The sequence below is a fragment of the Chromohalobacter sp. HP20-39 genome (assembly GCF_033052815.1).
Taxonomy (GTDB): domain Bacteria; phylum Pseudomonadota; class Gammaproteobacteria; order Pseudomonadales; family Halomonadaceae; genus Chromohalobacter.
This window is the reverse complement of the sequence record NZ_JAWHTP010000370.1, coordinates 1-327: the sequence shown is the minus strand read 5'-3', so window position 1 is coordinate 327 and position 327 is coordinate 1. Positions and strand designations below refer to the sequence as shown.

Annotated in this window: 1 protein-coding gene; it reads left to right on the top strand. The window is 61.2% G+C overall.

All coding sequences use genetic code 11. The features are described 5' to 3' along the window. Positions 1–126: 126 nt before the first annotated feature. Positions 127–327 (top strand): hypothetical protein (locus RVY79_RS18410; RefSeq protein ID WP_317465985.1); only part of this gene is annotated, 201 nt, incomplete at its 3' end.

The window sequence follows — 327 nt, the reverse complement described above, 5'->3', positions numbered from 1 at the left end:
GCAACGTCGCGATGGTCAGCCAACTGCTTGAGCAGGCGGCGAAAGAGGCTGGCGGCACTTTCACGAACAAGCATCGATTGGAGCATTCGGGCGAGGTGAAGACGCCGGAACTGAGGTTGGTGCTCAATGGAACTTTGCCTACACGAGCGCCAGACGGAGGCGTTTCTAACTGAAGCGACCGAGCTGCTGTATGGCGGTGCTGCCGGCGGCGGTAAGTCGCACCTGATGCGGGTCGCATCGATCGCCTGGTGCGTCGACATACCCGGCCTGCAGGTCTACATCTTCCGGCGCCTGTCGGACGACCTGCATAAGAACCACATGGAGGGC